We start from the raw sequence: 26,172 nt of genomic DNA, 5'->3' as shown, positions 1-26,172 counted from the left end.
ATGGCGATCACGGCTGGCCGTCGGGAATGACCGGCCCCATCGTCGGGTTGGGGGATTCAGCAAGGCCCCCGACGAAGGACCGACGATGACCGAAGCGGTAACCCGCCCCAAGCGCAACCAGGCCACCGGTGCCTGGGCCGACGGCGACAAGACGCCGCTGAACCCCAACGAGGTGTTCAAGCAGGCCGACGACGGGCTCAACGTCCGCGCCCGCATCGAGGAGGTCTACTCCAAGGAGGGCTTCTCCAGCATCGCGCCAGAGGATCTGCGCGGAAGGATGCGCTGGTGGGGCCTCTACACGCAGCGCAAGCCCGGAATCGACGGCGGGAAGACCGCCACGCTGCCTCCCGAGGCCCTTGACGACGAGTTCTTCATGATGCGCGTGCGTTCCGACGGCGGGTCCCTGACCAACGAGCAGCTGCGGGTCGTCGCCACCATCTCCACCGAGTTCGCCCGCGACACCGCGGACATCTCGGACCGCGAGAACATCCAGCTGCACTGGATCCGCGTGGAGGACGTGCCGGAAATCTGGCGCCGCCTCGAGGCGGTGGGCCTGACCACCGCTGAGGCCTGCGGCGACACCCCCCGCGTCATCCTCGGCTCGCCCGTGGCGGGCATCGCCGCCAACGAGATCGTCGATGGCACCCCCGCCGTGCGCGCCATCCTGGACAACTACATCGGCACCCCCGAGTTCTCCAACCTGCCCCGCAAATTCAAGACCGCCATCTCCGGCAGCCCCAACCTCGACGTGGCGCACGAGGCCAACGACGTGTCCTTCGTCGGCGTCGTCCACCCCGAACACGGCCCCGGCTTCGACGTATGGGCAGCCGGCGGGCTCTCCACCAACCCGATGTTCGCGCAGCGCCTCGGCGCCTGGGTGCCGCTGGAGGAGGTCCCAGAGGTGTGGAAGGGCGTGGTCTCGATCTTCCGCGACTACGGCTACCGCCGCCTCCGCAACCGCGCCCGCCTCAAGTTCCTCATGGCGGACTGGGGGCCGGAGAAGTTCCGCCACATCCTCGAGACCGAGTACCTGGGGCGCAAGCTTCTCGACGGCCCACCCCAGGACGCCACCCACCTCCGCCGCGACCATGTGGGCGTCAACGCCCAGGCCGACGGCACGTTCTGGGTGGGCGTCGCGCCCATCGCCGGCCGCGTCTCGGGCACCCGGCTCACCCGCATCGCGGACCTCGCCGCCCAGCACGGCTCCGGCCGCGTGCGGCTCACCCCCCACCAGAAGCTGCTCGTCCTCGACGTGCCCGGCGACGCCGTCGAGGCTCTCGTCGAGGCGCTCGACGCCGAGGACCTGCCCGCGCGGCCGTCGGAGTTCCGCCGCGGCGTGATGGCCTGCACCGGCATCGAGTACTGCAAGCTGGCGCTCGTGGAGACGAAGGCGCGCGCCCGGCTCATCGTCGAGGAACTCGAGGCCCGGCTCCCGGAGTTCGACGTGCCGTTCAGCATCCACGTCAACGGCTGCCCCAACGCCTGCGCCCGCACCCAGGTGGCGGACGTGGGCCTCAAGGGCATGGTGCAGTCCGACGCGGACGGCAACCTCGTCGAGCTCTTCCAGGTGCACCTCGGCGGCGGACTCGGCGCCACCCCGCAGTTGGCCCGCAAGACCAGGGCACTGAAGGTGGCGGCCGCGGACCTGCCGGACTACATCGAGCGCCTGGCACGCACGTTCCTCGCCCACCGCGACGCCGACGAGCCCTTCGCGCAGTGGGCCCACCGGGCCGACGAGGACCTCCTGCGATGAGCGCGGTGATCTTCCACTGCCCGTTCTGCGCGGAGGAGGACCTGCGCCCCGTCGAGGAGCCCGCCGGGGCCTGGCACTGCCTGGCCTGCGCCCGAGTGTTCTCCGTCACCCAGCACCGGGTGGCAGCCGAGCACATCCCAGCCCGGATCGCCGAAGAGGAGGCCAAGCACCATGGATGACCTGCACGCCATCGCCGACGAGGCCAACGAGCGGTTCACCGCCCTCGAGTCGGACCCCGCCTACGCGGGCCACCTCGGCAAGGTGAAGCTCAGCCGCGAGGTCCTGCAGTGGGCCGAGGAGACCTTCGGCGCGGACATCACTGTCGCGTCGTCGATGGGCGACGAGGTGCTGGTGGAGCTGATCGCCCAGTCGGCGCCCAGCCTTGACGTGTTCTTCCTCGACACCGGCTACCACTTCGCCGAGACCCTCGAAACCCGCGACCACTACGCCGAACGCGTCAAGATCCGCACCATCCTGCCCGTGCTGAGCGTCAACCAGCAGGACGCCGAATACGGAGCCCGGCTCCACGACCGCGACCCAGACCTCTGCTGCGCCATGCGCAAGGTGGAGCCCCTCAACCGCGCCATCGCCGGTCACAAGGCCTGGGTCACGGGGATGCGGCGGGTTGACGCGCCCACCCGCACCGACATCACGCTGGTGGGCTTCGACGAGAAGCGGCGGATCGTCAAGCTCAACCCGATCGCGGCCTGGGACGACGACGACGTGGACCGGTTCGCCTTCGAGGAGGACGTCCACCTCAACCCGCTGCGGGAGCGCGGCTACGCGTCGATCGGCTGCGCGCCCTGCACGCGCCCCGTCGCCCCCGGAGAAGACCCCCGAGCCGGCCGCTGGGCCGGGAAGAACAAGACCGAATGCGGATTGCACACATGACACTTCCCCCCGAATACACCCTGGACCACCTGGACCACCTGGAGTCCGAGGCCATCCACATCTTCCGGGAGGTGGAGGGCGAGTTCGAGCGCCCCGTCATCCTGTTCAGCGGCGGCAAGGACTCTGTCGTCATGCTGCACCTGGCGCTCAAGGCGTTCGCCCCGGCGCCGCTGCCGTTCGCGCTCCTCCACGTGGACACCGGCCACAACTTCCCCGAGGTGCTGACCTACCGCGACGACACCGTCGCGCGGATCGGCGCCCGGCTCCACGTGGCCTCCGTGCAGGACTACATCGACGACGGACGCCTCCGCGAGCGCCCCGACGGCACCCGCAACCCGCTTCAGACCGTCCCGCTGCTCGACGCCATCGAGGCCGGCCGATTCGACGCCGTGTTCGGCGGCGGGCGGCGCGACGAGGAGAAGGCCCGCGCCAAGGAGCGGGTGTTCTCGCTGCGCGACTCTTTCGGCGCCTGGGATCCCCGCAGGCAGCGCCCCGAGCTGTGGGAGCTGTACAACGGCAAGCACTCGCCCGGCGAGCACGTGCGCGTCTTCCCGCTGTCCAACTGGACCGAACTCGACGTGTGGCGCTACATCGAGCGTGAGCGCATCGAGCTGCCCGGCCTGTACTACGCGCACGAGCGTGAGGTGTTCAATCGCGACGGCATGTGGCTGACCGCGGGGGAGTGGGGCGGCCCGAAGCCGGGCGAGCCCACCCAGACCCGCATCGTGCGCTACCGCACCGTCGGCGACATGAGCTGCACGGGCGCCGTCGAGTCCGACGCGGCCGACGTGGCGGGCGTGATCCTCGAGGTCGCTGCCTCGCGTATCACCGAGCGCGGCGCAACCCGCGCCGACGACCGGCTCTCCGAGGCCGCCATGGAAGACCGCAAGAAGCAGGGATATTTCTGATGACGCACGACCTCCTCCGGCTCGCGACGGCGGGTTCCGTCGACGACGGCAAGTCCACCCTGGTGGGGCGCCTCCTCTACGACACCAAGTCTGTGCTCGCTGATCAGCTCGACGCGGTGGAGAGGGTGTCGAAGGAGCGCGGCCTCGAGGGCGCGGACCTGGCGCTCCTCACCGACGGGCTGCGCGCCGAGCGTGAACAGGGCATCACCATCGACGTGGCCTACCGCTACTTCTCCACCGCCAACCGCTCCTACGTGCTGGCGGACACCCCCGGCCACGTGCAGTACACGCGCAACATGGTCACCGGCGCCTCCACCGCCGAGCTGGCGCTGATCCTCGTCGACGCCCGCTACGGCGTCGTCGAGCAGACCCGGCGACACCTCGCCGTCACCGGGCTTCTGGGCGTGCGGCACGTGGCTCTGGCGGTGAACAAGATGGACCTGGTGGAGTGGAGCCGGGAGCGCTACGACGAGATCGTGGCCGACGCGCGGGCACTGGCCGCCCGCTTCGACATCGAGGACGTGGTGGCGGTGCCCCTCTCGGCGCTGCTGGGTGACAACGTCGTGGACCGCTCGGCCCACACCGCCTGGTACGACGGGCCCACGCTCCTGGAACACCTGGAGTCGGTCCCCGTCGGCACCGATCCCTCGGAACAGCCGCTTCGGTTCCCCGTCCAGGTGGTCATCCGCCCCCAATCGGGGGAGCACCGCGACTACCGCGGCTACGCGGGGCGGATCACCGCCGGCGTGGTCAAGGTGGGCGACGAGGTGGCCGTGCTGCCCGGCGGACGGACCACCACCGTCGTCGGCATCGACCTGGGGCAGGCCGACGGCTCGGTGCGGGAGTTGGAGGTGGCGCACGCGCCGCAGTCCGTGACCCTGCGGTTGGCCGACGACATCGACATCTCGCGGGGCGATCTCATCGCGGAGCCCGAGCGTCGCGGGTATGTGACGCGCTCGGTCGGTGGCACGGTGTGCGTGCTGTCGGAGCGCCCGATCCGCCCGCGGGACCGCGTGCTGCTGCGCGCCGGCACGCGCACGGTGCGGGCCATGGTGGAGGAGATCATCGACCTGCTCGACATCGACACGGTCGACTACCGCCGCGCCCCGCAGGAGCTGCGCCTCAACGACATCGGCCGGGTCCGGGTCCGGCTGGCCGACGACCTGCCCATCGACGATTACCACGAGTTGCGCAGGAGCGGCGCGTTCCTGCTGATCGACGACGCCGACGGCGCCACCCTGGCCGCCGGTATGGCGGACGCTCCGGACCGCTACGCCGGCGCCGACATCTGACTCCTGTTCTCCTGTTCTCCGGTTGGCCGTGGTCGGGTTGGCGGCGTGTGGTGGGGGCCGGGCCGCCCATGATGCCGGCGGCGGCGCTTCGCGCTGCGACGCCGTCCTCAACGCCCACCCAACCTGCCCCGGCCCCCACCACCCACCGCCCTGCTGTCCCCGTCGGTGGCTTCGTGGCTCATGTCTCGTTGGCTGAGGTGCCGCGCAGCGGCCTCGAAGCCTATGGAAGGTGACCTTGTCAGCGCACGTTTCTTAGGCTTCGAGGCTCGTCGCTGCGCTCCTCGCGCCTCAGCCAGCGGTGGGGTCGTCGCTGCGCTCCTCGCGCCTCAGCCAGCCGAGCGGGCCGGCGCGCGACGCGGGTTGTGCGCGAGGGTGGGGGACGGCAGGGCGTTCTGCGTCGGGGTGCCCAGCTTGAGGGTCACCGAACTGGCGTCCCGCCTGGACAGACCTTCACCAGGCCGCCCTGTCGGCACCAGCCCGGGGCCGGCCACGCCACCTCCGGACCAGTGCAGGGAGACATGAGACGAGGCCCGTGCGGCCTCGACTACCCTGCCCCTGACCGGCTTGCGGTCGAGAAGCAGAGTGTGGTCAAGGGCCGCACGGGCCTCGTGTCATGTCTCCCGGCACCGGGAGCGGGAGGCGATATCAGCTCACGCGGTCGCGATGCGGAACATCGCCCAGCTGACCGCAGGGAGCTCCGCCTTCAGGACGCCGTCGACGATCGCGGCGCCGTCGATCGACTGGGGCTCGACCGACGTCGAGTCCTGCATCGACGCCGCCCAGGTGTGATCCGGGTTGGACAGCTGGACCGCCTCGACGAGTCGCGCCTCCCCGAACGCCTTCAGGTTGACCTCGATGGGTGCAGTCCCCGCCATCCCTCGGTTGACCACGAACACCGCGACCTCTCCAGCCTCGGCGTCGTGCGTGGCCACCGCGTCGATCTGGGCGACCTCGCCGTACTTGGCCGTCTCGTAGGTCTCGCTCCGGACTTGAACGTTGAGCACAGATCCCTTTGCGTACCTCGAGGTGAGCGCGAACGGGTGGAAGGTGGTCTGCTTCCATGCAGGGCCGCCGGGCTCGGTCATGATCGGGGCGATCACGTTGACCAGCTGCGCCAGCGACGCGGAGTGCACCCGGTCCGTGTGGCGCAGCAGCGAGATGAGCAGGTTGCCCACCACGACGGCGTCGGCCACGTTGTAGAGGTCCTCCAGCAGACGCGGAGCCACCGGCCAGTCGTCGCCCTCGGACACCTTGGACTCGACGCGCTGCTGGTACCAGACGTTCCACTCGTCGAACGAGATGTTGATCCGCTTGGTGCGCTTCGTCGCGGTCCGCACCGCGTCCGCCGTCGCGACCACGCCGTCGATGAAGCTGTCCATGTTGACGGCGGAGGCCAGGAACGAACCGAGGTCGCCCTCGTCCTCGTAGTAGTAGACGTGGGCAGAGACCATATCCACCACGTCATAGGTCTCCGTCAGGACCACCCGCTCCCACTCGCCGAAGGTGGGCATCTCGGTGTTGGATGAGCCGCAGGCCACCAGCTCCAGGCCCGGATCGATCATCCGCATGGCGCGCGCGGTCTCGGCGGCGAGGCGACCGTATTCCTGGGGGGTCTTGTGGCCGATCTGCCACGGGCCGTCCATTTCGTTGCCGAGGCACCACATCTTGACGCGGTAGGGGTCCTCGGCGCCGTTGCCGCGGCGCTGATCAGCGAAGTGCGAACCGCCGGGAACGTTGCAGTATTCGAGAATGTCCAGCGACTCCTGGATGCCGCGGGTGCCGAGGTTGACGGCCATCATCGGCTCGACGTCGGCCTTGACGCACCAGGACATGAACTCGTCGGTGCCGAAGGTGTTGGGCTCGGTGGAGTGCCAGGCCAGGTCCAGACGGGCGGGGCGCTGGTCGACGGGGCCGACGCCGTCCTCCCAGCGGTACCCGGAGACGAAGTTGCCGCCGGGGTAGCGCACGGTGGAGACGCCGAGCTCGCGGACCAGCTCGAGGACATCCTGGCGGAAGCCCTGGTCGTCGGCGGTGGGGTGGCCGGGTTCGTAGATGCCGGTGTAGACGCAGCGCCCGAGGTGCTCCACGAAGGAGCCGAAGGTCCTGGGGCGGACCGGGCCGACGACGAAGTCCGGGTCCACGCTGATGCGGTGAGATGTCATGAAAGTGTCTTCCTCAGACGAGTGTGGTTCGGGGTGCCCTGCACGCGGCGGGGCACAGCGAAACGGGGCGATCCGGTAGCCCGCGGGCTAAGCCCGATCGCCCCGTTTCAGAGGGATGGGAGAGCGACGATTACTCGCCGAGCTCGTTCTGCAGGTCAGACTGCGCCTGGTTCAGCGCGTCCTCGATCGGCACATCGTTTTCGAAGATGTCGTTGAGGGTCTGGGTGTTGAGCAGGTTGTTCACAGAAGGCATGGAGCCGTTGGTGAAGGACTCCAGGTGGCCGATGCTGTCCTGGATCTCCAGGAGCGGCTCGAACGGGTTGTTCTGGAAGTACTTGACGAACTTGTTCTCCGGGTTGTGGGTGATCTCCTGATCCGCCCACACCTCGGTGTTGAGCGGGTCGAAGCCCAGCAGCTCCCAGGTGGAGATGTTGCCCTCGGTGCCCAGCTTGGCCCAGGAGATGAACTCGGCGGCCAGTTCGGCGTTCTCGCCGTCCTTGATCACCGCGGTGCCGGTGCCGCCGCCGCCGACGGAGATGTTGACGGGGTTCTCGACGGTGGGCGGGGGAGCGATGGCGATCTTCTCGGCGAAGTCGGGCATGTAGGCCAGGTAGCGGGAGGTGAACCAGAACGGCATCACGGCAGCCGCGAAGTCACCGTTGTTGTAGGCGCCGAAGGCCTCTTCGGTGTCCGGCTGGCCGCCCGGGGGGACGGCGGCGGCGTTGGCGTCCTGAAGACCCTTGAGGATGGTGATCGCTTCGATCATCTCGGGGCTGTTGACGTTGACCTTGCCGTCGTCGGTGAAGTACTCGCCGCCGAGCTGGGCCAGCAGGAGGCCCTCCTGCCAGGCCGCGGAGGTGTCGACGGTGCCCAGGTACTTGCCGGTCTTCTCGAAGTACTCGACGCCGGCCTCCTTGTAGTCGTCCCACGTCACGATCGTCGTGTAGTCGATCCCGGCGGCCTCGAGCAGCTCGGTGTTGTAGAACGCGACGGTGGCGCCCACGTGGAAGTCCAGGCCGTAGAGGGCGTCGTCCTTGGAGAACAGGTCGAGGCGGGCCTCGACGATGTTGTCGCGGTACGGTGCGGCGGCCTCGGTGAGGTCCATGAGCGCGGGGGTGCCCTGCGTGAACTGCGGGAACTTGCCGGCCTCGATGTCGGAGATGTCCGGGGCGCCCTGGCCCGAGGTGAGCGCGATCTGCAGCTTGTTGTGCATGTCGTCGTAGGGCAGGACGTTGACGGCGATCTGGACGAGCTTGTCGGGGTTCTGCTCGTTCCAGATCTCAGCCATCTCGGTGTAGAACTGCGCGTGCAGCTCCACGAACGTCCACAGCTCCAGTTCGGTGGCGCCCTCGACGGCCTCCTGGGTGATGACGGAGCCCTCGGCGGTCGACTCGGCCGACGTGTCGGGCGTAGCGGTGTTGCACGCGGTGAGGGCCATGGTGGCCATGCCCGCTGCAAGAGCCGCTGTGGCAAACTTCTTGAGTTTCATCGACAGATACCTTTCTTGTCCTCCAGCACCTGCGCTGGGGAGTCGGATGTTGAGTTGTGGTGGACGGGGGGAGTGGGCGTCAGCCCTTGATGGCGCCGGCGGTCATGCCTTCAATGAAGAACCGCTGGAACAGGATGAACAGGATGAAGATCGGGATCATGGAGAAGAACGATCCGACGATGAGGAGTTCGTAGTTGTTGCCGTACGGCGTCAACAAGGTGTTGAGGCCGATGGGCAACGTGTACTTGTCCGGGCTGCGCAGAGCGAGCAGCGGCCAGAGGAAGTTGTTCCAGCTACCCATGCCGTTCAAGATGGCCATGGCGGCGAAGGCCGGCTTGGTCAGCGGCAGCACGAGCCGGAAGAAGATGCCCATCTCGGTGACGCCGTCGATCCGGCCCGCCTCGACGATCTCCTTGGGGATGCCCCGCAGGTACTGCCGGAAGAACATGATGGTCACGGCATGCGCCAGGAACGGCAGGATCACGGCGGTGTAGGTGTCCTGGAGCTGCATGTCGTTGATCTGGATGTAGAGCGGGAGCATGAGCATCTCGAACGGCACCGACATGAGCAGGATCACGGAGATGAACAGAGCGCTCTTGAACCGGAACTCGTACATGGCGAACCCGTAGGCCACGAACGAGCTGATGGCCAGCGTCAGGCCCACCTGGAGAAGCGTGACCAGTGTGCTGTTGAAGAACCACCGGAAGTAGCTTCCGGAGTCCGTGAACAGGGCCACCCAGTTGTCGAAGCTGGCCGTGGAGAAGTCGATCCCGAGGTTGAGTCCGTAGCGGACGATCATGTTGCCGTCCTGGAAGGTGGCGACGAAGATCGCCCAGAACGGGAGGAGCACCAGCAGCCCCAGGCCCACGAAGAACAGGACCATCAGCGCCGTGGCGCCGCGGGAACGGCGGCGGAACGCCTTGCCTTCGTCGCTCATCTGGCGGTCGTTCTTGCCGATGCGCGAAGCCTTCTCTTTGGTGAGCCTGGCGTCGATCGGCTTCACCTGTGACGACGAGGTGCTCATCGCTCCTCCTTCTTGAAGGTCCCGGTGGCGATCAGCTGCGGGATGTTGATGGCGAGCACGATGATGAGCAGCACCACGCCCACGGCCGAGGCGTAACCGAGGTCGTTCTTCTCGATGCCCTGCCGGTACAGGTAGCCGACGATGGTGAGGCCGATGTTCTGCGGGGAGTTGTTGCCACCCCAGAGCATGAAGCTCTCCAGGAACATGGCCAGGCCGCCGTAGACGCTGATGGTGATCACGAAGACGATGGTGGGCTTCATCTGGGGAACGGTGACGTGCCAGAACTTCTGCCATGCCGACGCGCCGTCCAGTGAGGCGGCCTCGTAGTAGTCGGTGGGGATGGCCTGCAGGCCGGCGAGGAAGTACAGGATGTTGACGCCAGTCCAGCGCCAGCTCGCCACGGTGAGGAGTGCCAGGAAGCCGGTTTCGCTGCCCTTGAGCCACTTCACCGGATCGACGCCGAAGGCTCCGACCACCTGGTTCATCAGCGCGGTGGGGGACTCGGAGAAGATCAGGCGGAAGACGATGCCCGCGATCACGACGGAGGTGAGCGCCGGGATGAACATCACCGACTTGAAGATGGCCTTCATCTTGTCCGTGCCGAGCTTGGAATTGATGAGCACGGCCAGCAGCAGCGGGATGGGGATGAGCAGGAACAAGCGTGAAGATCATGTACTTCATGGAGTTGCCGAGGGCCACGTAGAAGAGGCGATCGCCGATCAGCCGCTCGAAGTTGGCCAGGCCGACGTTGGTCACCGAGCCCGGGATGATGTCCTGCGTGCTCATGATGAACGACTTGATCAGCGGGCTCACCCAGAAGATCGCCAGCGTCAGGACGAACGGCAACACGAAGATGTAAGGGGCCACCTTGGGCGAGTAGAGCCATCTCTTCACTGAGCTGACCCCCGTCCTGACCTGTATGTGCGCTGGATCACAGCGAGCCTCCGCCTCTTGCACGCCGACATGGGCGTGCCACCTGTTATAGCGTTGAAAACGAGCTCGGCGTCCGTGCCGACCCGCTCCGATGAGCCTGTTTGACCAACCTCGGCCACGTCCGGTTTACATCGATGAAATAGCGCTAAACCGCGACCGGCACCCGCGTCAAGGGGGGTCCGGGATTGGGTCCGTATCGTGATCTTTCGCCGGCGTCGAGGCAGCCACTAGGCTCAGCCGCGTGAGTCAGTTCGGGGACGTCCTCAACCTTCCGCTGCGGCACGCCGGCAAGGTGCGCGAGTTGTACACCGTCGACGACGGCGGCACCGAGCGCATCCTGATGGTGGCCACAGACAACATCTCGGCCTTCGATCACGTGCTGGCCAGCCCCATCCCGGACAAGGGGGCCATCCTCACCCAGCTCAGCCTCTGGTGGTTCGCGCAGCTGGCGGACCTCGTCGACAACCACGTGGTGAGCACCGACGTGCCGGCTGCTGTCGCGGGGCGGGCCACGCTCGTCGAGGCGCTGGACATGGTGGAGGTGGAGTGCGTCGCCCGCGGCTACCTCACCGGATCCGGGTGGGCCGAATACCAGGTGTCGCGGACGGTGTGCGGCGTGCCGCTGCCCGAGGGGCTGCGCGACGGCGACAAGCTGCCGGAGCCGATCTTCACCCCGGCCATCAAGGCGCCGCTGGGTGCGCACGACGAGAATGTGGACTTCGCCACGATCGCCTCCCTCCACGGTGAGGAGCTGGCCGGTGAGCTTAGGGACCTGACGCTGAGGATCTACGCGCGCGCCCAGGAGATCGCGGCGGCGCGAGGGATCATCCTGGCCGACACCAAGTTCGAGTTCGGCCGCCGCGCCGACGGCACCCTGGTGTTGGCCGACGAGGTGCTGACGCCGGACTCCTCGCGGTTCTGGGACGCCGAGACGTGGAAGCCGGGGGAGTCGCTGCCGAGCTTCGACAAGCAGTACGTGCGCGACTGGCTGGCGAAGGACTCCGGCTGGGACAGGGCGACGGACACCCCGCCCCCGCCGTTGCCTGACGAGGTGGTCGCGGCCACTCGTGAGCGCTACCTCGAGGCCTACCGTCGCCTGACCGGCCGCGGCTTCGCCCCCGTCGGGTCCACTGAGGCGTAATCTCGGCCGCATGACCATCCGCATGCTCGCCCTGCTCGACGGCACCCTCGTGGACCCCGCGACACCCATCGTCCGCGCAGACGATCAGGGCGTGGTCCGAGGCGACGGCGTGTTCGACGCGATGCTGGCCAGCTTCGGCCGCGCGCACCACCTCGACGAGCACCTCGACCGGCTGGCCACCTCCGCCCGCATCCTCCAGTTGCCCGCCCCCGACGAGGCCGGCTACCGCCGCGCCGTCGCCGCGATCCTGGCGGCCTGGGACTGGGACGAGGATCCCGAGGCGGTCCTGCGGACGATCATGACCCGCGGCCCCGAGGGCCTCGACGAGCCCAACGGCTGGGTGATGGCTGCGCCGCTCGACGCCACCACGAAGCGCGAACGCGCCGAGGGGGTCCGGGTGCTGATCCTGGACCGCGGTTTCGAGGGCGCCGACGTGGCCCCGCTGCCCTGGCTCCTGCCGGGTGCGAAGTCGCTGTCCTACGGCATCAACATGGCCGCGAAGCGCTACGCGAAGGCCAACGGCGCCGACGACGTCATCTTCGTCACCCCGTCGGGCTCACTCCTGGAGGGCCCCACGTCGAGCGTGGTGCTGGACATCGACGGGATCCTCGTCACGCCCCCGCTCCACGGCATCCTGCGCTCCATCACCATCGCCGAGCTCCTCGACAAGGCGGAGGGTGCGGGACTGACCGTCGAGGTCGCCGCCCTCACCCGCTCGGACCTGGAGCGCTGCCGCGGTGCCTGGCTGCTGTCCAGCGGCCGCATTGTCGCGCCGGTCACGCACGTCGACGGTGAGCCCATGCCGCACTCTCCCCTCGGCGCCCGGCTGGCAGAGGTGCTGACCCCCCGCGGCGAGTGATGCTGGTTCCACCGTCGATCTCCTACGCGGAGCTGCCCGCCGAGGCCGTCGCGTTGCTCTACGAGGTGGCGGCCAAGGCCAGGGCGCTCCTGAACGGCACCCTCACCGTCGACCGCGACGGCGCGCGCGTCACGCTGCGGATCACCGAGGTGGAGGCCTACGGCGGAGGATTCGACCCCGCGTCGCACGCCTTCCGTGGCCCCTCCGCACGTAACGCCGCCATGTTCGGGCCCGGGCAGCACGCCTACGTGTACCGGCACATGGGCCTGCACACCTGCTTCAACGTGGTGGTGGCCGTGGACGGCACCCCCACCGGGGTGCTGATCCGGGCCGGCGAGGTGATCGAGGGCCTCGAGACCGCCCGGGCGCGGCGTTCGGCCAGGGGCGTCACCCGCCGCGACACCGACCTCGCAGCCGGGCCCGCCCGGCTCACCGTCGCCATGGGCATCACCCTCCCAGACGCCGGCGCTCCGCTCGACGGCAGCACCGGCCTCACGCTCACCCCGCGGGTGGGGGAGGAGCCGCGGGTCGCCGTCGGTCCGCGCATCGGCGTGGGCAAGGCCGCGGACTTCCCGCTCCGGTTCTGGATCGACGGCGACCCCACCGTCTCCCGCTGACGCTCACGCCTGGAAGGCGACGATCCGCTCCACGGCCTCCGCGATCGCGGCGCTGCCGGCGGCGAAGCTGATCCGCACGGTGCGGTCGCCCAGCCGGGAGTCGAAGTCGCGCCCCGGAGTCACCGCGACCCCGGTGGCCTCCAACAGCGCCGAGGCGTAGGCAGCCGACGTGCCCCACCGGTCCAGCTGGTCCCCGAGGTCGGCGTAGTAGTAGAAGGCCCCGTCCGCCGGCGCCGCGACACCCCACCCCAGGCGCCCCGCGGATGACAGCAACACCGAGCGCGCGGCGGCGAAGTCGGCCACAGCCTCGTCGCACTCGGCGTAGGACGCGTCGTCGAACGCCCGAAGCGCTGCGTGCTGCGCCGGCGCGGGCGGGCAGAGCGCCAGGTTTCCAGCCAACGCGTCGACGGCGCCCACCAGCGCCTCCGGGAGGACCAGCCAGCCGAGCCGCCACCCCGTCATGCCCCAGTACTTGCTGAACGACGACACCACGACGGCGTCGCCGCTGAGCTCGAGGACGGAGGTCCCGCGATCAGCTCCGACGGGGTAGGTGACACCGTGGTAGATCTCATCGCTGACGAGCCGCACCCCGTTGTCCTCGCACCACGCCACCAGTGCGGCCAGCTCGGACCGGCTCACCATGGTGCCCGTGGGGTTGGCCGGGGAGGCGAGGATCAGCCCGGCCAGGGGCGCCTCCGAGTGGGCCGCAGCCAGCAGCTCGACGGTGGGCTGGAACCGCACCTCAGGTCCGCAGTCGATGTCGACCACCTCGCAGCCGAGCGAGCTGAGGATGTTGCGGTAGGCGGGGTAGCCGGGCCGGGCCAGCGCCACCCTGTCGCCCGCCTCGAACGCGGCCAGGAACGCGAGCAGGAATCCGCCGGAGGACCCGGTGGTGAGGGCGACCCGCTCAGGGCTCAGCTCAACCCCGTACCACCGTCGGTAATGTCCGGCCAACGCCTCCCGGAGCGGGCGGATGCCCAGCGCCGGGGTGTATCCGAATGGGCTCCCCGCGGCGTGGAGCCGGGCAGCTTCGGCGCTGACGGCCGTCGGCGCACCCCCGGCCGGCTCGCCCGCGCACAGCGAGATGACGTCGCGCCCGGCGGCCCGCAACGTGGCCACCCTGTCGAGGACGGTCATCACCTCGAACGGCGGGACGGCGGAGCGCGACGACGGCATGGGCGTCAGGGTACCGGCCGGCCCAGGAGTCTCTTGTGTCAGTGGCTTGACACAAGAGAACCGGGTCGTTACGTTTGTATCACTTATCTGACACAAGGAGAAGCAATGGTCATCTCGGGATTGGTCTCACTGGTGTTCCTGCCGCTGGCCATCATCATCGTCGGCGCCGCAGCGCTCCTGGCCGGTGGGCGTCGGGCGCGCTCCCTCGCCTTCGACGAGACGATCTACCCAGGCCTGCGATCGCTCCGGCGTGCCACGATCCGCTACCGGGGCATCGGGCTGGCCGTCGGCGGGGTGGCCGGGGCGGCCGCCCTGGCGTGGGGTCACCTCCGGCCGCTCACCTTCGCCGCACCCCTGCTGGCCGCGGTCGTCGTGGTCGCGGCCATCGTCGTCGGTCAGCAGAGCGCCTACCGGGCGGCGCGGGTCACCGGCAGCGCCGGTCTCGAGCGCCGGCAACTGCGCAGCTACCTGCCGCCGGCCCTGACCAGGTGGACGGTGTGCCTGCTGGCCCTGCTCCTCACGGCCGTCCTGTTCTCGACCCTCGCCGCGTCTCCCGACGACATGGGTCGCGCCGGGCGCGCCGTGTCGGTGTGGTGGATCGAGGGGGAGGGCGCGCAGTCAGGGACCTACGGAGCAGCCCGCACCCCGTTCCCCGGGAGCTTCTACACCTCATGGGTCGGTCTCGCCCTCGCGCTCCTCCTCGCGCTGGCGGTGCTCGGGCTCGTCCTGACGGTGCGCCGGCCGCGCAACGGTGCGGACCCAGAACTGGTCCGGGTGGACGACGCCCTGCGTCGGATCACCGTGGAGGGGATCGTGGCCGCCGTCGGGGTCGGCGTGAGCGGATCGGCCCTTGCCGTCACGCTGGTCTCGGGGATGGATCTGCTGGAGCTGGGTCCGGTGCCGCTCGCGACCGCGTCCGGTGCGGTCAGCCTCATTGTGGCCGTGGGTGCCCTGGTCGGACTCCTCGGGTCAGCCGTCGTGCTCCTGGTTCCCCGCGACGGGGGCGGGCGATGACGGTCGCGTTGCGCGTCGACTCGGCGGATCCCACCCCGCCCTACGAACAGCTGCGCCGGCAGCTGGCGGTGCTCATCCGCGCTGGGGCCGTGAGCGTGGGCACGAGGCTGCCCACCGTGCGGCAGCTGGCCAAGGACCTGGGCCTGGCCCCCGGCACGGTGATGCGCACGTACCGGGAGCTGGAGGGCGAGGGCCTGATAGCCAGCCGCCGGGGGCAAGGCACCGTCGTGGTCGGCGCGCCACAGCCCTCGGGCGAGGCGCTGGCCTCGCTCGCGGCCCGGTTCGTGACAGATGCGCAGCGATTGGGGGCGGCCGCGGGCGACATCCGGGCCTGCGTGGAGGCCGCCCTCGCCGGATCCTGATCAGTCCGAGGGTGGCCGGAGTCACGGCCGGCCGGGGCTGGTCCGCTAGGATCCGTGCCATGCCACGCGTCGTCGTCAACGTCATGCCGAAGCCCGAGATCCTGGATCCGCAGGGGAAGGCCGTCACGGGCGCCCTCAAGCGGCTGGGCTTCGACGGGCTCACCGTCCGCCAGGGCAAGCGGTTCGAGATCGAGGTCGACGGCGAGGTCACGCCCGAGGTGCTGGCCCAGATCGGCGAGGCGGCGGAGACGCTGCTCGCCAACACCGTCATCGAGTCCTTCGATGTGGTGGCCGACTGATGCCTCGCATCGGCGTCGTCACGTTCCCGGGGTCGCTGGACGACCATGATGCGCTGCGCGCCGTCCGGCTGACGGGGAGCGAGGCCGTGCCGCTGTGGCACGGGTCGGACTCCATCGACGGCGTGGACGCCATCATCCTTCCCGGCGGCTTCTCCTACGGCGACTACCTGCGCTGCGGCGCCATCGCCCGGTTCAGCCCGGTGATGAGCACCGTGATCGACGCCGCCAACGCCGGCATGCCGGTGCTCGGCATCTGCAACGGCTTCCAGCTGCTCTGCGAGGCACACCTGCTCGAGGGCGCGATGATCCGCAACGAACACCAGCACTTCATCTGCCGCGACGTGCGGCTCCGCGTCGAGACCATCGACACCACGTGGACCTGCGCGTTCACCAAGGGCGAGGAGATCACCATCGCCCTGAAGAACGGCGAGGGCAACTACCAGGCCTCGCCGGAGACGCTGCGCAAGCTCGAGGACAACGACCAGGTGGTCTTCCGCTACCTGGACAACCCCAACGGGTCGGCCAACGACATCGCGGGCATCACCAACGAGCGGGGCAACGTCGTCGGCCTGATGCCGCACCCGGAGCACAACGTCGAGGAGCTGACCAGCCCCACCCTCGACGGGGTCACGTTCTTCGAGTCCGTCCTGCAGTTCCTCTCCGCCCGCGTCTGACTGCGTCCGCCTTCCTCGCGGGGGCGGGTCTCGTGCTTGGATGGGGCCCATGCCGTCCGCGAACCTCACCCAGGCCGAGACCGCCAACCGCGCGCGCCATGTGCGCGTCCATGACTACCGCGTCGACGTCGACGTCCGCGACGCCACGAACCCGGCGGCGCACACCTTCCCGGTCACGTCGTCGATCACGCTCACGAGCCGATCCCGCGAGACCTGGCTGGACTTCATCGGCGAGGTCGACACACTCCTGATCGACGGGGTGGAGCGGCCCGTGGAGTACGACGGTGCCCGGATCCGGCTCGCCGGCCTACCCCGTCGCCGCTGCACGGTCACCGTGCACGCGCGCGGCCGGTACTCGCGCACGGGTGAGGGGCTGCACCGCTTCGTCGACCCGGCCGACGGCCAGACCTACCTCTACACCCAGTATGAGCCGGCCGATGCGCGGCGAGTGTTCCCCAACCTCGACCAGCCCGACATCCGGGCGCCCTTCTCGTTCTCTCTGACGGGTCAGGAGGGCTGGTGGCTGGGCTCCAACCAGCCGGAGGCCCGCCGGGAGACTGTGACCGACGGCGTGGTGCGGGTCGAGTGCGCGCCTACCCACACCCTGTCGACCTACATCACATGCCTGGCCGCCGGGCCCTACCACCGCGTCGTCGACACGTGGCAGGGCATAGAGCTGGGGCTCATGTGCCGGCAGAGCCTGGCCCGGTACCTGGATTCGGAGGAGCTGTTCCGGCTGACCAGGGCGGGCCTGGACTGGCTGACCGCCAACTTCGGCGACTATCCCTGGGGCAGGAAGTACGACCAGATCTTCGTGCCCGAATACAACCTCGGGGCCATGGAGAACCCCGGCCTGGTCACCTTCACCGAGCAGTACCTCTTCCGCTCGCCCGCGACACCCGCGCAGCTGCAGGGCCGCGCCAACACCCTGGTGCACGAGATGAGCCACATGTGGTTCGGCGATCTGGTCACACCCCGCTGGTGGGGCGACCTCTGGTTGAAGGAGAGCTTCGCCGAGTTCATGGGCACCCACATCTCCGTCGAGGCGTGCGGTTTCGCCGACGGCTGGGTGAACTTCGCCACGTCGCGGAAGGTGGGCGGCTACCTGGCCGATTCGATGCCGACCACGCACCCGGTCGTCGCCGACATCCCCGACCTCGAAGCGGCCAAGACGAACTTCGACCGGATCACCTACTCCAAGGGCGCCTCCGCTCTGACCCAGCTCGTGCACTACGTGGGGATCGAGGCGTTCCTGGCGGGGTGCCGTCGATACTTCCGCGCCCACGCCTTCGACTCCGCGACGCTGCCGGACTTCATCGCCGCCCTCGACGCTGAGACCGACCGCGACCTGCGCGGCTGGGTTGAGGCCTGGCTAGAGTCGGCCGGCCACGACCGGTTGAGCGCGCACTGGGACGTTCACGGCGGCTACCTGACCGGGCTGCGGGTGCGGCGCGACTTCTACGGGGCCGGCGACCCGAAGGCCGAGCGCCGCCACGCCACCACCGTCGGCCTCTACCGGCTGCACGGGGATCGCCTGCGGCTGGAACACGCCTTCGACGTGCGGATCGAGGCCGCGGAGGTGCGCATCCCCGAGGCCGACGGGCTGCCCGTGCCCGACGCCGTGCTGATCAACCACACGGACCAGACGTTCGCCCGCGTCGAGCTGGACGCCCGGAGTCGTGACGTGCTGCTGGCGCACGTGGCGGACCTGGAGCCGCTGGCGCGCGCGGTGGTGTGGACGGCGCTGTGGGGTGATGTGCGGGCGGGCCTGCTGGCTCCCGCGGACTTCGTCGACTCGGTGCTGCGCGCCAAGGAGCCGCAGTCCGGGGTGCTGGCCTCGCTGCAGGGGAGGGCCCTCACAGCGGTGGACCGGTACGCGGCCGACGGCGTCGCGGCAGGGTTGTGGCGCGACGGGTGTCGCGGGGCGGCGCTGGCGGCGGTCCCGGGTTCCGCCGAGCAGCTGTTGTGGACGAAGGCCTACCTGAGGGCCGCCGCGCTGGCACCCCAGGACGTCCGCTGGGTGCTCGACGGCGGGATGCCCGGCCTTGAGGTGTCCGTCGACGTGGCGTGGCTGGGATGGCAGTCACTGGCCGCGCAGGGGAGCGCCTCGGACGCGGAGCTGGCGGCAGCGCTGGCCGCCGACGACACGGCCACCGGGCAGATGGCCCATCTGAAGGCGACGATGTCGCGGCCGGACCCGGGCGTGAAGGAGGAGGCCTGGCGGCGCGCCCACACCGTCGACGGGGAGACCAACGACGCAGTGGACGCCCTCATGGACGGTTTCGGCGCACCCGGGCAGGACGCGCTGCGCGCGAGGTTCGCGGGGCGATACTTCGAGCACCTGACCGAGGTGTGGCGCGACCACCCGATCGAGATCGCGATGCGGCTGGTGCAGGGGGGATTCCCCGTCGACGGCGTCGAGGCGGGCCATCGCTGGCTGCGCGAGCACCCGGACGCCCCGGATGCGCTGCGGCGGCTGGTCCGGGAGGAGGTCTACGAGGCTGAGGTCGCGGCCCATGTGCGGTCCGCCAACGCCCGAGCGGTCCCCGCGCCGCGCGTCGCGGCGGTAGATTGACCCCGTGGCAGACACCGTTGAGCACGCAGCCCAGACCCCCGACGTCGAGCAGCCCTACGCCGCGCTCGGCGTGAAGGACGACGAATACGCGCAGATCCGCGAGATCCTGGGCCGTCGGCCCACGTCCGCCGAGCTGGCCATGTACTCGGTGATGTGGTCCGAGCACTGCTCCTACAAGTCCTCGAAGGTGCACCTGCGCAGGTTCGGCGAGCTCAGCCAGGAGACCCCCCGCGGCCCGCTGCTCGCGGGCATCGGTGACAACGCCGGCGTCGTGGACATCGGTCAGGGCTACGCGGTCACGTTCAAGGCCGAGTCTCACAACCACCCGTCGTTCGTCGAGCCCTACCAGGGCGCGGCCACCGGGGTGGGCGGCATCGTCCGCGACATCCTCGCCATGGGCGCCCGCCCCATCGGCGTCATGGACTCGCTGCGGTTCGGCCCGCTCGACGAGGCCGACACCCGCCGGGTCCTTCCCGGTGTGGTCGCCGGCGTCGGCGGATACGGCAACTGCCTCGGGCTGCCCAACATCGGCGGCGAGGTGCAGTTCCACGAGAGCTACCTCGGCAACCCGCTCGTCAACGCGCTGTGCGTCGGCGTGCTCCGTCACGAGGATCTCCACTTCGCCAAGGCGACCGGCGTCGGCAACCAGGTGATCCTGTTCGGCGCGGCCACCGGCGGCGACGGCATCGGCGGCGCCTCCATCCTCGCCTCGGAGACCTTCGACGAGGACGGCCCCGCCAAGCGGCCCAGCGTCCAGGTGGGCGACCCGTTCATGGAGAAGCTCCTCATCGAGTGCACCCTTGAGCTCTTCCAGGCAGACATCATCAACGGCATCCAGGACTTCGGCGCGGCCGGCATCTCCTGCGCCACCTCGGAGCTGGCATCGGCCGGCGACGGCGGCATGTTCGTCAACCTGGACCTCGTCCCCCTCCGCGACCCGAACCTCGCGCCGGAGGAGATCCTCATGAGCGAGTCCCAGGAGCGGATGATGGCGGTGGTCGAGCCCGCCAACGTCGAGCGTTTCATGGAGATCTGCGCCAAGTGGGACGTCCAGGCCACCATCGTCGGCGAGGTCATCGAGGGCGACCGCCTGATCATCCAGTGGCACGGCGAGACCATCGTCGACGTGGACCCCAAGACGGTCGCGCACGAGGGCCCCGTCTACAACCGGCCCTACCACCGCCCCGAGTGGCTCGATGAGGTCAACGCCAACCGCGCCGAGGACCTGCCCCGAGACAACTCGCCCGAGGCGCTGAAGGCCGCGCTGATCACGGTCCTGGGTCACGGCAACATCGCGGACAAGACCTGGGTCACCGAGCAGTACGACCGCTACGTCCGCGGCAACTCCGTCCTCGCGCAGCCGGAGGACTCCGGCATGCTGCGGATCGACGAGGAGACCGGGCTCGGCATCGCGCTCGCGCTGGACGCCAACTCGCGCTTCTCCTACCTCAACCCGTACCTGGGCGCGCAGCTGTCGCTGGCCGAGTCCTACCGCAACGTGGCCGTCACCGGCGCCGAGCCGGTGGCCATCACCGACTGCCTCAACTTCGGCTCACCCGAGGACCCGGAGGTGATGTGGCAGTTCGCCGAGGCCGTGTTGGGCCTGGTCGACGGCTGCCGTGAGCTCGGCGTGCCCGTGACCGGCGGCAACGTGTCGTTGTACAACCAGACCGCCACCGCGCCGATCCTGCCGACGCCCACCGTCGGCGTGCTTGGCGTGATCGACGACGTGGCCACGAGGATCCGATCCGGCTTCACCCATCCGGGGGATTCGATCCTGCTGCTGGGCGAGACGCGGGAGGAGCTGTCGGGCTCCATCTGGGCGTCGGCCCTCCATGACGGACACCTGGGCGGGCTGCCGCCGGCCGTGGTGCTCGCGGCCGAGAAGGCGTTGGCGGAGGTGATGGGGGAGTCGGCCAGGCGCGGGTTGTTGTCCTCCGCGCACGACGTAAGCGAGGGCGGCCTCGGCGTCACGCTGGCCGAATCGGCCTTCCGCAACGGGCTCGGCTTCGCGGTGACGCTGCCCGAGGGTGACCCCACCGTCGCGCTGTTCTCCGAATCTGCCGCCCGGGCGGTGGTGTCGCTGCCGGGCTCGAGTGTCGCGGAGTTCGAGGCGCTGTGTGCGGAGCGCGGGGTGGTGGTGTCGCGGTTGGGTGAGGTCACCGGTGAGCCGGAGATGGAATTCGTGGGGCAATTCACCGTGGATCTGGGCGAGGCGGAATCCGTGTGGATGGCGCCGATCCCAGCCGCGATGGCGTAGCCGCAAGGAGCTGAGCCAGCCCGTCGGCGAACCTCCAGGCCCGCTCAAGGTCTGCGGGTGTCGCCGTACCGCGGTTGTCGGTGCCGTACTCGGTGGCGATCCGCACCGTCCGCAACCACTCGAAGCCGTCGGCGTCGAACTTGGGCAGCAGGATGGCCGCAGCCTGGCCTGTGGCCGTGTGGCTTCCCGCGCTTCTGGCCCGGAAGCCGTGGTCCAGCAGCAGGGCGGTGAGTTCCTTGCGGATGGCGTCGTAGGCGAGCGAGAACGCGCCCGCCGGATCCGTCTCGCTGATCGTCCGGGAACTGGCCAGGTGCCGGACGGCCTGCTCCCGCAGGATGGCCACCTGGGCCGGCTCCGGCGGGACGGACTCGATGCGGCCTTCCCTGATCAGGTCTGCGAGGTCGCGGCGCACCATGGATCAACATTAGCCGCGCAACCCCCTCGGTAGGGTGGAGCCATGAGCCTCAACGATCGTGTCAAAGACGTCCTGCCCTCCGTCCTCACCGACCTCAAGCGACTCATCATGATTCCCTCGATCTCGTCGATGCCTGAGCATGACGACAACGTCCTGTCCGCGGCCGACGCCGTGGCCGAGCTCCTCCGCGACGCCGGCTGCCCGGACGTCCGGATGCTCCACGTCCCAGCCGGCAAGCCGGCCGTCTTCGGCCACTACCCGGCCCCCGCCGGCGCCCCGACGGTGCTGCTCTACGCCCACTACGACGTGCAGCCCAACGGCGACGACACAGCCTGGACCTCGGCCCCCTTCGCGCCGGTCGAACGCGACGGCCGGCTCTACGCCCGCGGATCCGCCGACGACAAGGGCGGCATCGCGGTCCACCTCGCCGCGCTGCGCGCGTTCGAGGGCAAGCCGCCCGTAGGGGTGAAGGTCTTCATCGAGGGCGAGGAGGAGATCGGCTCGCCCTCGATGGGCGAGATCCTCGACACCTACGGCGATGACCTCGCCGCGGACATCTTCGTCATCGCGGACTCGGTCAACTGGAAGGTCGGCGAGCCCTCCTTCACCACCACCCTGCGTGGAATGGTGGACGCCGAGGTCACGGTCTCCACACTGACCACCGGCCTGCACTCGGGCCAGTTCGGCGGCGTGGTGCCCGACGCCCTCACCGCGCTCTGCCGCCTGCTGGCCACCCTGCACGACGATCGCGGCAACGTGGCCATCGCCGGCCTGACCAGCAACCCGGATCCCGCCGTCGACTACGACGAGGACCGCCTCCGTGACGAGACCGGGATCCTCGAGGGCGTGCGGTGGATCGGCGACGGCCCCGCTTCCGCCAGGATGTGGACCAGGCCCGCCGCCTCCGTGCTGGCCATCGATGCCACGCCCGTCAAGGACGCCTCCAACACGCTCATCCCCACCGCCCGCGCCAAGGTCAGCGTCCGCCTCGCCCCCGGCCAGGCCGCCGACGCCGCCGAGGCCGCCCTCCGCCACCACCTCCTGACCAATGCCCCGTGGGGCGCCCAGGTGACGGTCGCCGCAGGCCAGAACGGGACGGGCAGCGTCATCTCCCTCGTCGACGACCGCGCCCGCGCCGCCGTCGACGCGTTCACCGAGGCGTTCAGGGTTGCCCCGGTGGAGATCGGGGTCGGGGGCTCGATTCCCATCGTGGCGGAGTTCGCGGGCCGCAACCCCGGCGCGCTCGTCCTCGTCACGGCGGTCACGGACCCGACGTCGCGGATGCACGGCATCGACGAGTCGCTGGACCTCGGCGACCTCGCCAGGGCCGCGCTCGCCGAGACCCTGTTCCTCCAGCGCCTGGCGTGACGGGCGAACGGGCCGACGAGGCGGCGCGCTCGGTCCTGGCTCTCTTCGGCCGGCGTCTGTTCGGCCTGCCAGGCACCCACCTGGCGGTCACCGCGCGCCCCGGCCCCCCGCCGCGACCCTGGCACTACTGGTGGCAGGCACACCTCCTCGACTGCATGGTTGATGCGCACGCCCGCGGCTCCGCCACGGTGCCCGGTCGCCTGATCGGGCGCCACCTCCGCGGGATCCGGCTGCGGAACTGGGGACGCCTCCCCAACCGGTTCTACGACGACATGGCGTGGCTCGCGCTCGCGGCTCACCGGGCCGGCCGACGCACCCCGTCGCTGGATCGCGCGCTGCGCGAGGCGCTTACCGACGACCTCGGTGGCGGCGCGTTCTGGAGCCTGGACCGCGACTTCAAGAACACGGCCGCCACCGGCCCCATCGCCCTGCACCTGGCACGCACCGGCAACATCCTCGAGGCCTCCCGTCTCCACGACTGGCTCCGGGCCAACCTCGCCGATCCCCGGACCGGGCTCTTCCAGGACGGCCTGCGCCTGACGCCCGACGGTCCGGCGATGGTGCCCCACGTGTTCACCTACAACCAGGGCCCCGTGCTCGGCACGATGCTCGAACTGGGCAGGCTCGACGAGGCGGCCAGTCACATCGAGGCCGTGGCCACACATCTGACCCACCCCGGGTCGCGGATCCTGAGAACCCACGGCGACGGCGACGGTGGCCTGTTCACCGGCATCCTCACGCGCTACCTGGCGCTCGCGGCAGGCGACACCCGCCTCCCCGCGGAGAGCAGGAGGGAGGCATCCGGCCTTGTCAACGCCTTCGCAGACGCGCTGTGGCAGGGCCGCGACACTCGCGGATGGCGGGGGACAGCGGTGACGCTCTTCCCCGTCGACACCTCGCCACACGGCGCGGTCCCGGTCGCTCACACCGTCGAGCTGGCCACCCAGCTCCAGGCGTGGATGGCGTTCGAGGCAGCGGCCGCTGTCGGCGTCTAGCCCACCGACTCCACCCAGAACCGACCCTCCACCAGGTGCGCAGCGAGCGCCGCGGGCAGCCACGGCAGGATGTCGGACGGCAGGTCATCGAGGGCGAACCAGCCCAGCTCGGAGGTCAGTTCACCCGGAGCCAGCTCGCCCAGCCAGACGTGTGACTCGAAGAAGAAGTTGAACCCCCGCGCCCGCCCGCTGGGGTAGGAGAGGTCGAACCGCTGCACGCCGACGTGACGCAGCGCCAGCCGATCAATCAGCGCCCCCACCTCCTCGGAGGCCTCGCGTGCCGCCGCGACGGCGATCGGCTCGCCGTCGTTCACGTGCCCGCCCGGAAGGTTCCACAGCCCGTCGCCGCGGTCCGTCCCGTCGCGCCGTGCCAGGAGCACGCGGCCGGCGGGATCGCGGAGTGCAACCCAGGCGATCAACTCGAAACCCATGCCCCTATCTAACCGCGCCGGTAGCGTGAACCTCAGCCGACAGAACGGACATCGAGGTGCGGATCGAGCGGGATTCACTGGGAGAGATGGAGATCCCCGACGACGCCTACTGGGGGATCAACACGGCCCGGGCAGTGCACAACTTCAGGATCAGCCGCCGCGAGATCAGCGTCTACCCGGATCTTATTGTCGCCTACGCCCAGGTGAAGCAGGCCGCGGCCCGCGCCAACCGCGAGATCGGCGTGCTCGAGGACGAGCGCGCGGAGCTCATCGACCGTGCGGCCCAGGACCTCATCGACGGCCGGCTGCACGAACAGTTCGTCGTCGGCGTGATCCAGGGCGGGGCAGGGACCTCCACCAACATGAACGTCAACGAGGTGATCGCCAACAGGGCGCTCGAACTCGCCGGCCGCCCCTTCGGCGACTACGGGTTCCTCTCGCCCAACGACCACGTCAACAGGTCCCAGTCCACCAACGACACCTACCCCACCGCAGTCAAACTCAGCCTCATCATGGCGCTCACCAAGCTCGCCGACGAGCTGCGCCTCCTCAGACATTCCTTTGCGACGAAGGGCCGCGAGTTCCGGGAGGTGCTCAAGGTGGGCCGCACCCAGCTTCAGGACGCCGTGCCCATGACGCTGGGCCAGGAGTTCCGCGGCTTCTCCACCACGCTGGGTGAGGACATCGACCGCATGGAGGACGTCCGGCCGCTGCTGATGGAGCTCAACCTCGGCGCCACGGCCATCGGCACGGGTATCACCGCCCCGCCCGGCTACGGGCCGGCGGTGATCCGGCATCTGCGCGAGATCAGCGGTTTCCCGGAGCTCGTCCTGGCAGACGACCTCATCGAGGCCACCAGCGACACCGGCGTGTTCATGTCCACCTCATCGGTGATGAAGCGCACGGCGATGAAACTCTCGAAGATCTGCAACGACCTCCGGCTGCTCAGCTCCGGCCCCCAGGCAGGGCTCGGCGAGATCGTGCTGCCCCCGGTGCAGGCCGGCAGCTCGATCATGCCCGGCAAGGTCAACCCTGTCATCCCGGAGGCCGTCAACCAGGTGGCGTTCGTCATCGCCGGCTCCGACGTCACGATCGCCATGGCCTCCGAGGCGGGCCAGTTGCAGCTCAACGCGTTCGAGCCGGTGATGGCGCACGTACTGCTGCAGAACTCGACGTGGCTGCGGCGCGCCGCGCGGACGCTGCGGATCAACTGCATCGACGGCATCACCGCCAACGCCGAGCGCACCAGGGCGCAGGTGGGCCAGTCGGTGGGTGTGGTCACGGCGCTGATGCCGGTGTTGGGCTACGCGCGCGCCACGCGGCTGGCGAAGGAGGCCCTCGGCAGCGGCAGCTCAGTCCGCGACCTGGTGCTGCGGGAGGGCCTGATCAGCGCGGAGGTGCTCGACGAGCTGCTGGCCCCCGCGGCGCTGTCCGGGCTGCAGGACACCGGACCGCTGCCCCCGATGACCGCCGAGCTGATCTCGCGCATCGAGCGGGAGCTCGACGAGGCGGACCGCCACGACGAGGCCTGAGC

The 26,172-nt window shown here is 69.7% G+C and carries 23 protein-coding genes and 1 pseudogene; 17 read left to right on the top strand and 7 right to left on the bottom strand.

Features of this window, described 5'->3' with window-relative positions:
* Positions 1-85: 85 nt before the first annotated feature.
* Genes H5398_RS03750 through H5398_RS03730 form a run of 5 tightly spaced genes read left to right on the top strand, consistent with a single transcriptional unit; the run spans position 86 to position 4,844 of the window.
* On the top strand, positions 86-1,753 hold the full coding sequence (locus tag H5398_RS03750) for a nitrite/sulfite reductase (protein WP_182799067.1): 1,668 nt from the start codon (positions 86-88) through the stop codon (positions 1,751-1,753).
* Complete coding sequence (locus H5398_RS03745; RefSeq protein ID WP_182799066.1) at positions 1,750-1,932, top strand: hypothetical protein; 183 nt, start codon at positions 1,750-1,752, stop codon at positions 1,930-1,932. Before H5398_RS03750 ends, H5398_RS03745 begins: the two co-directional genes overlap by 4 nt.
* Positions 1,925-2,644, top strand: a complete 720-nt coding sequence (locus H5398_RS03740) for a phosphoadenylyl-sulfate reductase (protein WP_182782221.1) — start codon at positions 1,925-1,927, stop codon at positions 2,642-2,644. The genes H5398_RS03745 and H5398_RS03740 overlap by 8 nt, the downstream gene beginning before the upstream one ends.
* Positions 2,641-3,552, top strand: coding sequence for a sulfate adenylyltransferase subunit CysD (gene cysD, locus H5398_RS03735; protein WP_255422089.1), 912 nt, complete (start codon positions 2,641-2,643; stop codon positions 3,550-3,552). Before H5398_RS03740 ends, cysD begins: the two co-directional genes overlap by 4 nt.
* On the top strand, positions 3,552-4,844 hold the full coding sequence (locus H5398_RS03730) for a sulfate adenylyltransferase subunit 1 (protein ID WP_182799065.1): 1,293 nt from the start codon (positions 3,552-3,554) through the stop codon (positions 4,842-4,844). The genes cysD and H5398_RS03730 overlap by 1 nt, the downstream gene beginning before the upstream one ends.
* Positions 4,845-5,494: 650 nt before the next feature.
* Here H5398_RS03730 and H5398_RS03725 read toward each other — a convergent pair.
* The 4 genes from H5398_RS03725 to H5398_RS03710 all read right to left on the bottom strand — a co-directional run bounded on the left by H5398_RS03725 (position 5,495) and on the right by H5398_RS03710 (position 10,178).
* Complete coding sequence (locus tag H5398_RS03725) at positions 5,495-7,006, bottom strand: alpha-N-arabinofuranosidase (protein WP_182799064.1); 1,512 nt, start codon at positions 7,004-7,006, stop codon at positions 5,495-5,497.
* Between the two features lie 130 nt (positions 7,007-7,136).
* Positions 7,137-8,495, bottom strand: a complete 1,359-nt coding sequence (locus H5398_RS03720; protein ID WP_182782225.1) for an ABC transporter substrate-binding protein — start codon at positions 8,493-8,495, stop codon at positions 7,137-7,139.
* Positions 8,496-8,574: 79 nt separating this feature from the next.
* The gene (locus tag H5398_RS03715) at positions 8,575-9,519 is read right to left on the bottom strand and encodes a carbohydrate ABC transporter permease (RefSeq protein ID WP_255422093.1); all 945 of its coding nucleotides are present in this window, start codon (positions 9,517-9,519) and stop codon (positions 8,575-8,577) included.
* Positions 9,516-10,178 carry a carbohydrate ABC transporter permease gene (locus H5398_RS03710; protein ID WP_220489117.1) on the bottom strand — a complete coding sequence of 221 codons (663 nt, stop codon included), beginning with the start codon at positions 10,176-10,178 and terminating at the stop codon, positions 9,516-9,518. Before H5398_RS03710 ends, H5398_RS03715 begins: the two co-directional genes overlap by 4 nt.
* Before the next feature lie 515 nt (positions 10,179-10,693).
* On the opposite strand from H5398_RS03710, the pseudogene H5398_RS03705 reads away from it, so the two are divergent.
* From H5398_RS03705 to H5398_RS03695, 3 genes and pseudogenes are all read left to right on the top strand, one after another.
* A pseudogene (locus H5398_RS03705) lies at positions 10,694-11,557 on the top strand (phosphoribosylaminoimidazolesuccinocarboxamide synthase); the annotation flags it as partial.
* Between the two features lie 46 nt (positions 11,558-11,603).
* Positions 11,604-12,452, top strand: a complete 849-nt coding sequence (locus H5398_RS03700) for an aminotransferase class IV (protein WP_182799062.1) — start codon at positions 11,604-11,606, stop codon at positions 12,450-12,452.
* Entirely contained in the window at positions 12,452-13,069 is a 618-nt protein-coding gene (locus H5398_RS03695) for a DNA-3-methyladenine glycosylase (protein ID WP_182782229.1), read from the top strand. Before H5398_RS03700 ends, H5398_RS03695 begins: the two co-directional genes overlap by 1 nt.
* 3 nt (positions 13,070-13,072) lie before the next feature.
* On the opposite strand, the gene H5398_RS03690 is transcribed toward H5398_RS03695, so the two are convergent.
* Positions 13,073-14,245, bottom strand: a complete 1,173-nt coding sequence (locus tag H5398_RS03690; RefSeq protein WP_182799061.1) for a pyridoxal phosphate-dependent aminotransferase — start codon at positions 14,243-14,245, stop codon at positions 13,073-13,075.
* A gap of 105 nt (positions 14,246-14,350) precedes the next feature.
* Here H5398_RS03690 and H5398_RS03685 point away from each other — a divergent pair, with 105 nt between their 5' ends.
* From H5398_RS03685 to purL, 6 genes are read left to right on the top strand one after another with little or no spacing between them, the layout of a single operon-like run.
* Positions 14,351-15,259, top strand: a complete 909-nt coding sequence (locus tag H5398_RS03685) for a hypothetical protein (protein WP_182799060.1) — start codon at positions 14,351-14,353, stop codon at positions 15,257-15,259.
* On the top strand, positions 15,256-15,621 hold the full coding sequence (locus H5398_RS03680; RefSeq protein WP_182782232.1) for a GntR family transcriptional regulator: 366 nt from the start codon (positions 15,256-15,258) through the stop codon (positions 15,619-15,621). The genes H5398_RS03685 and H5398_RS03680 overlap by 4 nt, the downstream gene beginning before the upstream one ends.
* A gap of 59 nt (positions 15,622-15,680) precedes the next feature.
* The gene (gene purS, locus H5398_RS03675; RefSeq protein WP_182799059.1) at positions 15,681-15,920 is read left to right on the top strand and encodes a phosphoribosylformylglycinamidine synthase subunit PurS; all 240 of its coding nucleotides are present in this window, start codon (positions 15,681-15,683) and stop codon (positions 15,918-15,920) included.
* Positions 15,920-16,594 (top strand): phosphoribosylformylglycinamidine synthase subunit PurQ, encoded by a 675-nt coding sequence (gene purQ / locus H5398_RS03670; RefSeq protein WP_182799058.1) that lies wholly within the window; start codon positions 15,920-15,922, stop codon positions 16,592-16,594. Before purS ends, purQ begins: the two co-directional genes overlap by 1 nt.
* Before the next feature lie 49 nt (positions 16,595-16,643).
* Positions 16,644-19,169, top strand: a complete 2,526-nt coding sequence (gene pepN, locus H5398_RS03665; RefSeq protein WP_182799057.1) for an aminopeptidase N — start codon at positions 16,644-16,646, stop codon at positions 19,167-19,169.
* A gap of 4 nt (positions 19,170-19,173) precedes the next feature.
* Positions 19,174-21,429 carry a phosphoribosylformylglycinamidine synthase subunit PurL gene (purL, locus tag H5398_RS03660; RefSeq protein ID WP_182799056.1) on the top strand — a complete coding sequence of 752 codons (2,256 nt, stop codon included), beginning with the start codon at positions 19,174-19,176 and terminating at the stop codon, positions 21,427-21,429.
* On the opposite strand, the gene H5398_RS03655 is transcribed toward purL, so the two are convergent.
* Complete coding sequence (locus H5398_RS03655) at positions 21,365-21,844, bottom strand: hypothetical protein (protein WP_182782237.1); 480 nt, start codon at positions 21,842-21,844, stop codon at positions 21,365-21,367. The genes purL and H5398_RS03655 overlap by 65 nt on opposite strands.
* Positions 21,845-21,886: 42 nt before the next feature.
* Here H5398_RS03655 and H5398_RS03650 point away from each other — a divergent pair, with 42 nt between their 5' ends.
* The gene (locus H5398_RS03650) at positions 21,887-23,212 is read left to right on the top strand and encodes a dipeptidase (protein ID WP_182799055.1); all 1,326 of its coding nucleotides are present in this window, start codon (positions 21,887-21,889) and stop codon (positions 23,210-23,212) included.
* The gene (locus H5398_RS03645; protein WP_182799054.1) at positions 23,209-24,207 is read left to right on the top strand and encodes a glycoside hydrolase family 76 protein; all 999 of its coding nucleotides are present in this window, start codon (positions 23,209-23,211) and stop codon (positions 24,205-24,207) included. Before H5398_RS03650 ends, H5398_RS03645 begins: the two co-directional genes overlap by 4 nt.
* On the opposite strand, the gene H5398_RS03640 is transcribed toward H5398_RS03645, so the two are convergent.
* Positions 24,204-24,638, bottom strand: a complete 435-nt coding sequence (locus H5398_RS03640) for an NUDIX domain-containing protein (protein WP_182799053.1) — start codon at positions 24,636-24,638, stop codon at positions 24,204-24,206. The two genes, H5398_RS03645 and H5398_RS03640, sit on opposite strands and share 4 nt — an antisense overlap.
* Before the next feature lie 56 nt (positions 24,639-24,694).
* Between H5398_RS03640 and H5398_RS03635 the strand changes: the two genes are divergently transcribed.
* Positions 24,695-26,170, top strand: a complete 1,476-nt coding sequence (locus H5398_RS03635; protein ID WP_370585699.1) for an aspartate ammonia-lyase — start codon at positions 24,695-24,697, stop codon at positions 26,168-26,170.
* Positions 26,171-26,172 lie beyond the last annotated feature (2 nt).

This window comes from Tessaracoccus sp. MC1679 (genome assembly GCF_014164775.1).
Classification (GTDB): domain Bacteria; phylum Actinomycetota; class Actinomycetes; order Propionibacteriales; family Propionibacteriaceae; genus Arachnia.
The sequence above is the reverse complement of the archived record's forward strand: the minus strand, read 5'-3'. Positions and strand labels throughout refer to the sequence as shown.

What these genes read in the sequence shown, in the direction of transcription:
- H5398_RS03715 (WP_255422093.1), bottom strand. Translation starts at nt 9,519, where the DNA reads ATGAGCACCTCGTCGTCACAGGTGAAGCCGATCGACGCCAGGCTCACC.
- H5398_RS03680 (WP_182782232.1), top strand. Translation starts at nt 15,256, where the DNA reads ATGACGGTCGCGTTGCGCGTCGACTCGGCGGATCCCACCCCGCCCTAC.
- H5398_RS03750 (WP_182799067.1), top strand. Translation starts at nt 86, where the DNA reads ATGACCGAAGCGGTAACCCGCCCCAAGCGCAACCAGGCCACCGGTGCC.
- H5398_RS03640 (WP_182799053.1), bottom strand. Translation starts at nt 24,638, where the DNA reads ATGGGTTTCGAGTTGATCGCCTGGGTTGCACTCCGCGATCCCGCCGGC.
- H5398_RS03650 (WP_182799055.1), top strand. Translation starts at nt 21,887, where the DNA reads ATGAGCCTCAACGATCGTGTCAAAGACGTCCTGCCCTCCGTCCTCACC.
- H5398_RS03730 (WP_182799065.1), top strand. Translation starts at nt 3,552, where the DNA reads ATGACGCACGACCTCCTCCGGCTCGCGACGGCGGGTTCCGTCGACGAC.
- H5398_RS03745 (WP_182799066.1), top strand. Translation starts at nt 1,750, where the DNA reads ATGAGCGCGGTGATCTTCCACTGCCCGTTCTGCGCGGAGGAGGACCTG.
- purQ (WP_182799058.1), top strand. Translation starts at nt 15,920, where the DNA reads ATGCCTCGCATCGGCGTCGTCACGTTCCCGGGGTCGCTGGACGACCAT.
- H5398_RS03700 (WP_182799062.1), top strand. Translation starts at nt 11,604, where the DNA reads ATGACCATCCGCATGCTCGCCCTGCTCGACGGCACCCTCGTGGACCCC.
- H5398_RS03695 (WP_182782229.1), top strand. Translation starts at nt 12,452, where the DNA reads ATGCTGGTTCCACCGTCGATCTCCTACGCGGAGCTGCCCGCCGAGGCC.
- H5398_RS03720 (WP_182782225.1), bottom strand. Translation starts at nt 8,495, where the DNA reads ATGAAACTCAAGAAGTTTGCCACAGCGGCTCTTGCAGCGGGCATGGCC.
- H5398_RS03655 (WP_182782237.1), bottom strand. Translation starts at nt 21,844, where the DNA reads ATGGTGCGCCGCGACCTCGCAGACCTGATCAGGGAAGGCCGCATCGAG.
- H5398_RS03740 (WP_182782221.1), top strand. Translation starts at nt 1,925, where the DNA reads ATGGATGACCTGCACGCCATCGCCGACGAGGCCAACGAGCGGTTCACC.
- purS (WP_182799059.1), top strand. Translation starts at nt 15,681, where the DNA reads ATGCCACGCGTCGTCGTCAACGTCATGCCGAAGCCCGAGATCCTGGAT.
- cysD (WP_255422089.1), top strand. Translation starts at nt 2,641, where the DNA reads ATGACACTTCCCCCCGAATACACCCTGGACCACCTGGACCACCTGGAG.
- H5398_RS03685 (WP_182799060.1), top strand. Translation starts at nt 14,351, where the DNA reads ATGGTCATCTCGGGATTGGTCTCACTGGTGTTCCTGCCGCTGGCCATC.
- H5398_RS03725 (WP_182799064.1), bottom strand. Translation starts at nt 7,006, where the DNA reads ATGACATCTCACCGCATCAGCGTGGACCCGGACTTCGTCGTCGGCCCG.
- H5398_RS03690 (WP_182799061.1), bottom strand. Translation starts at nt 14,245, where the DNA reads ATGCCGTCGTCGCGCTCCGCCGTCCCGCCGTTCGAGGTGATGACCGTC.
- pepN (WP_182799057.1), top strand. Translation starts at nt 16,644, where the DNA reads ATGCCGTCCGCGAACCTCACCCAGGCCGAGACCGCCAACCGCGCGCGC.